The sequence below is a fragment of the Catenibacterium sp. genome (genome assembly GCF_052354645.1).
Taxonomy (GTDB): Bacteria; Bacillota_I; Bacilli_A; order Erysipelotrichales; family Coprobacillaceae; genus Catenibacterium; species Catenibacterium mitsuoka_A.
Window position 1 is genome coordinate 1 of record NZ_DAWDDM010000112.1, and the last position, 6,306, is coordinate 6,306.

Here is a 6,306-nt window from a genome sequence, read left to right on the forward strand (position 1 = left end):
TAAATCTTAATATTTTTGTAAGGAATTTGAGATGTTTCTTTTCAACATTTCACGATATAACTATTGTGAGGTGAAAAGAAATGCGATTATTCAAGAAATGTCTTTTAGTTCTAGGAATTCTATTACTCATATTATCGGGATATATTATATTTCGTTCAGATACTTTTATAGAAGATGCTTCTACAAATCATGGCTGGAATCTTATGCTTGTGAATCATACAAATAGAATACCAGATAACTATAAAGTGATTCTTACAAAGCTAGATAATGGGAAAGAAGTTGATTCACGTATTGTGCCTGAATTATCACAAATGTTTAGAACTGCAAGAAAAGATGATATTTATATGCAGGTGAATGAAGGATATCGATCATCTTATTCACAACAGAAGATCTTAGATAATCGTACGAATTATTATAAGAGTAAAGGGTTATGTACGCTTCTTGCAAGAAGATATGCATTAAATTATGTATCAGTCCCAGGTACAAGCGAACATCAATTAGGGCTTGCAGTGGATATAGTAGGGGATAACCGTTATACAACCAATCAGTCTGCTTATAGATGGTTAGAAAGAAATGCTTATAAATATGGTTTTGTGAAACGTTATCCTAAGAGTAAAACATCTATAACACATATTAAGCATGAACCATGGCATTATCGTTATGTAGGTAAGAAAGCTGCCTTGAAGATGCATCAGAAAAATCTATGTTTAGAAGAGTATGTAGAGAGCCTGTAATAGACTCTCTTTTTTTTATGTTATAAAATAATATCTGGAGGTATTTTATGAATTATATCAAATTACTTGTTGAAGACATTCATTCTGTCACAATGGCAACTATTAATAGTGAGGGTAGACCTATCACTCGAATCATCGACTTAATGTTGTATGATGAAGAAGGTATTTACTTCTTAACTGCAAGAGGTAAGAGTTTCTATAAGGAACTCATGAACCAAGAGTATATTTCCTTGACAGGACTTAAAGGAAAAGTATCTTTTAGTTTAAGTGGTAAGGTTAAGAATATTGGGTCTCATAAACTTGACGAGATCTTCCTAAAGAATACTTATATGCAGTCTATCTATCCAGAAGATACAAGAAAGGCATTGGATGTCTTTTGTTTATATGAAGCATCTGGTGAATATTTTGATATCAGTGACCCAGCACATATTAAAAGAGCACCTATTACTATTAACAGTAAGGAACATGGTACTTATTATACCATTACTGATCGTTGTATTCATTGTGGCAAATGTGAGACTATTTGTCCTCAACGTTGTATTCATAATGAAGTAATAGATGTCTCACAATGTTTACACTGTGGGGCCTGTTTAGAGATATGCCCAGTACAGGCAATTGAGTTTAAAGGTGTAAAGAAACGTCGTAAGGAAGATGTCTGTTTAATGAATATGTGTATGATTGAAGATCATGAAGGCCATGTTTTAATACAAAATAAAGTCAATGATTCTTATACTGGTATTACTTTCCCTGGTGGTCATGTAGAAAAAGAAGAAATATTCAAAGATGCTATGATTAGAGAAGTGAAAGAAGAAACAGGTCTTACAATTAAGAATCCTTATTTATGTGGTTTATATCATTGGTATAAGCATTCTATTCATAATATTATTCTAGTCTATAAGGCGAGTGAGTATGAAGGAGTTCTTCATTCAAGTGATGAAGGAGAGGTTTATTGGATTGATAAAGAGGATTTTCTTAAACAGCCACTTGCCACAGGGATGGAATATGTCTGGGATATTGTTCATCATAATCATCAGGAATGTATTATGTCTAATATGGGAGCACATAAAAGAGGGGATTTATTCTAAATAATAACTTTTGATAATTTTCATATGGTGTAAATCGTTTTCATTTGGTGAAAATAAATTATAATGATTTTTATTATGTATATAATACATACAGAAAAGATGAACGGAGGTAAAGAAAATGAGTTTTCCAAAAGGATTTTTATGGGGTGGCGCAGTTGCTGCCAATCAGTGTGAAGGTGCTTATTTAGAAGATGGTAAAGGTTTATCAGTACCAGATATGTTACTTGGTGGAGATGTAAATACTCCAAGAACATTCTTACCAAAGACTGATAAGACTGCTTTCTATCCAAGTCATGAAGCAATTGATTTCTATCATCATTATGCTGAAGATATTGCTTTATTTGCAGAAATGGGATGGAATGTATTCAGATTATCAATCAACTGGGGTAGAATTTTCCCTAATGGTGATGATGAAACACCTAATGAAGAAGGTTTAGCTTTCTATGACAAGGTATTTGACGAATGTAAGAAACACAATATTGAACCTTTAGTTACATTATGTCATTATGAAATTCCTTGGAACATTGTGACTAAATACAATGGGTTCTCTGATAGAAGAGTGATTGATATGTTCGTTAAGTATGCAACTACTTGTATGAAACGTTATAAGGATAAGGTTAAATACTGGTTAACATTCAACGAAATCAATATCGCATGTATGGGTGAAGGTGGATTAGGTGACCTTTATGGTTTAGGTATCATGGACCCAGAAGATGTTAACTCTGATGAACGTATTCCATTAAACAGATTAAAATCTAACCCTCAGAAAACATTTGAAGCATTACATAATCAGTTTGTTGCAAGTGCATTAGTTGTAACAGAAGGACATAAAATCAATCCTGATTTCATGATCGGTAATATGATTGCTCATACAACTTTATATCCATTAACACCAAATCCAAAAGATATTCTTGCAGCATTTAATGAAGATAACTTCAAGAATAACTTCTGTGGTGATGTACAGGTTCGTGGTGAATATCCAACATATATGTTCAGATATTTCAAGGATCATGGCATTGATACTTCATTTATTACTGAAGAAGATAAGAAGATTATTAAGGAAGGTGTTATTGACTTCTATACATTCTCTTACTATATGTCTAACTGTGTAACAGTTGATGAAAATGCTGAAAAGACAAATGGTAACCTTGCAACAGGTGCTAAGAACCCTTACTTAAAGGCTTCTGACTGGGGATGGCAGATTGACCCTGATGGATTAAGATATACATTAAATATCTTACATGACCGTTATCCTCATACACCATTAATGGTTGTAGAAAATGGTTTTGGAGCATTTGATAAGGTAGAAGAAGATGGTTCTGTACATGATACTTATAGAATTGATTACTTCAGAGATCATATTAAAGCAATGGATGAAGCTATCGAAGACGGTGTACCACTAATCGGTTATACAACTTGGGGACCAATCGACTTAGTATCTGCAGGTACTGGACAGTATGCGAAACGTTATGGTTTCATCTATGTAGATAGACATGATGATGGAACTGGGGACTTCTCTAGAAGCAAGAAAGATTCATTCTTCTGGTATAAGAAAGTCTGCGAATCTAACGGTGCTGATTTAGACTAATACAAAAAGACGTAACTCATATATACGAGTTACGCTTTTTTTCTTATTCATCAAAAATATTTACAATTTCACCATCAAGAATACGATTCATATTCTTAACAGCACAGAAGTTACCACACATAGAACATGTATCTTCTTTTTCAGGTGCTGCTTCAGCACGATAACGTCTTGCTTTTTCTGGATCAATTGAGTATTTAAATGTTTCTTCCCAGTCCAGCTTCTTTCTTGCACATGCCATCTTATTATCTAATTCCATGGCACCAGGAATACCCTTCGCTATGTCTGCTGCATGTGCGGCAATCTTAGATGCAATAATACCTTCTTTAACATCATCTAGATTAGGCAGACGAAGATGTTCGGCAGGAGTCACATAACATAAGAATGATGCACCATAAGTGGCTGCAATAGCACCACCGATGGCAGCAGTAATATGATCATAACCAGGGGCAATATCAGTAACTAAAGGGCCTAATACGTAGAAAGGTGCACCTTTACAGATTGTCTTCTGGATTTCCATATTAGCAGCAATCTGATTTAAAGGCATATGACCAGGACCTTCAATCATCACCTGTACATCTTTATCCCATGCACGCTGTGTTAATTCTCCTAAAGTCACTAACTCACCAATCTGAGCCACATCAGTTGCATCAGCCAAACATCCAGCACGACATGCATCACCTAAACTCATAGTAATATCATATTCACGGCAGATATCTAAGACTTCATCATAATGTTCATAGAATGGATTTTCTTCTCCAGTCATAGCCATCCAGGCAAACATAATAGAACCACCACGAGAAACAATATTCATTAAACGCTTATTATTCTTAAAACGTTCATACATAGCTCTATTGATTCCACAATGAATAGTCATGAAATCCACACCATCTTCAGCATGCATTCTTACAATATCTAACCATTCTTTTGCAGTAATATCTTTTAAAGCCTTATGATAATAAACAACAGCATCATAAATAGGGACTGTACCAATAATGGCAGGACATTCTTTAGTTAATCTCTTTCTAAAAGTACGTGTATCACCATAAGAACTTAAGTCCATGATTGATTCAGCGCCCATTTTTACTGCATTATTCACTTTTTCAATTTCTACATCCATGTCTTTACAGTCTCTAGAAATACCTAGGTTCACATTGATCTTAGTCTTCAACATTGAACCAATACCACTTGGATCAATAGAAGTATGATTCTTATTACATGGAATAATAGCATGTCCTTTCGCGATGTGTTCACGTAATACTTCTACATCCATAGATTCTTTTGCGGCTACAATTTCCATTTCAGGTGTAATAATACCCTGTCTTGCAGCATCCATTTGTGTTGTGTAACTCATACACTTCCTCCTTTTAAATAATAAAAAAAGGTATACCTGAGCATGTATACCTAAAAAAACAAAATTCCTACGCCGGCATTATCCGTATCAGGTTATATGGGTCGAAATCCGATCGTATTTCTTCTCAGCCGTCGCGTCAGCTCCCCTTTTTTTATTTGGTTGATAGTGGTATATTACATCTTATATAAATAAAATGCAACGCTTTCATTAAAAAAATGTTACAAAATTATTGTGAAATTTTGAACAAATAATGTAACAATGAAAACATTGTTATAATTTTAAATTGCGGTAAAATATATTCAAAGAAAAGTAGTTGTATAGGAGTAAAAAAACGTATAGATTATCAAAAGATGATGTCAAATTATTGAATAACTTATTATTGTTGAAAGATTTGAATCCGGAAGATGGTTATTCAAAAGAGAATGTGATCGAATATGTTAAAGCTGATAGAGAGTTAAATGAAGCAGAACTCAATCAGATTCGCAATTATGTGTTGGATAAGAATCTTGAATATGGGTTTAAGGAAAATGATGAACCGAATGAATTAGGGTATGCAACTGAAGAATTAGGCGATAAATTATTTTATATTATGGAAGATGAAAGTGATAAATAAATGCTCATACTTTCTTTTTTGTCGTATTTATGTGATGTGTATATCATTGACGAAATCGCCAACTGTATTAGGGATATCATCAGCTCTATGAATCTTGTTAATAGGTTTATAGAGTTTTTTTGTTAGAAGTATTTCATGTTATCTTATGACATCCTGTCAACAAAATATCACTTATTTATTGGATTGATGAACTGATAATGTAAAGATGAAACATTTTTACGAAAGTTTGATCTCTATTTCTGAAAATTATAGAAATCACTTTCATTTCTATTTATAATTATTAGAAAGAGAAAAGGAGATAAGACAATGTTTAGAGACGACTTTTTATGGGGTGGCGCAGTGGCTGCTCATCAGTGTGAAGGTGCCTGGCAGGAAGGCGGAAAAGGAATCAGCTGTACAGATGTAGAAACAGCGGGAGACAACGTAACAGGAGCACCTAGACGTTTAACAGATGGTGTTCTTCCTGGAGAAGATTATCCAAACCATGTAGGTGTAGACTTCTATCATCATTATAAGGAAGATATCGCATTACTTGCTGAAATGGGATTCAAGGCATTTAGAACTTCTATTGCCTGGACAAGAATCTTCCCAAGAGGGGATGAAGAAACACCTAATGAAGAAGGTTTAAAGTTCTATGATGATGTATTTGATGAATTATTAAAATATGGTATTGAACCAGTCATCACATTATCACATTTTGAATTACCTTGGGCACTCGCAAAAGAATATGGAGGATTTAGAAATCGTAAAGCCATTGATATGTTTGTGAAGTTCGCAAAGGTATGTTTTGAAAGATATCAGCATAAAGTAAAATACTGGATGACATTCAATGAAATCAATAACCAGGCTGATCCGACTCAGCATAACTTAATCCAGGAAGGTGCTGTATTGTTAAAAGAAGGTGATGATGCTGAATATTTAATGTATTTATCAGC

The 6,306-nt window shown here is 33.8% G+C and carries 6 protein-coding genes and 1 riboswitch; of the genes, 5 read left to right on the top strand and 1 reads right to left on the bottom strand.

Annotation, left to right across the window (positions count from 1 at the left end):
- Positions 1–80: 80 nt before the first annotated feature.
- The 3 genes from ACT8VG_RS06250 (at position 81) to ACT8VG_RS06260 (ending at position 3,407) form a co-directional block, all read left to right on the top strand.
- On the top strand, positions 81–734 hold the full coding sequence (locus ACT8VG_RS06250; RefSeq protein WP_117459614.1) for a M15 family metallopeptidase: 654 nt from the start codon (positions 81–83) through the stop codon (positions 732–734).
- A gap of 47 nt (positions 735–781) precedes the next feature.
- Positions 782–1,819, top strand: a complete 1,038-nt coding sequence (locus ACT8VG_RS06255) for an NUDIX domain-containing protein (RefSeq protein WP_217106025.1) — start codon at positions 782–784, stop codon at positions 1,817–1,819.
- A gap of 118 nt (positions 1,820–1,937) precedes the next feature.
- On the top strand, positions 1,938–3,407 hold the full coding sequence (locus ACT8VG_RS06260) for a glycoside hydrolase family 1 protein (protein WP_444195426.1): 1,470 nt from the start codon (positions 1,938–1,940) through the stop codon (positions 3,405–3,407).
- A 43-nt stretch (positions 3,408–3,450) separates the two neighbouring features.
- Here ACT8VG_RS06260 and thiC read toward each other — a convergent pair whose 3' ends face one another.
- Entirely contained in the window at positions 3,451–4,758 is a 1,308-nt protein-coding gene (thiC, locus tag ACT8VG_RS06265) for a phosphomethylpyrimidine synthase ThiC (RefSeq protein ID WP_006504752.1), read from the bottom strand.
- Positions 4,759–4,805: 47 nt separating this feature from the next.
- Positions 4,806–4,915, bottom strand: a riboswitch (TPP riboswitch).
- Positions 4,916–5,122: 207 nt separating this feature from the next.
- On the opposite strand from thiC, the gene ACT8VG_RS06270 reads away from it, so the two are divergent.
- Positions 5,123–5,371: a hypothetical protein gene (locus ACT8VG_RS06270; protein WP_444195427.1), complete on the top strand. Its 249-nt coding sequence runs from the start codon at positions 5,123–5,125 to the stop codon at positions 5,369–5,371.
- 306 nt (positions 5,372–5,677) lie between these two features.
- The coding region (locus ACT8VG_RS06275; RefSeq protein ID WP_444195428.1) for a family 1 glycosylhydrolase at positions 5,678–6,306 on the top strand (629 nt) is incomplete at its 3' end.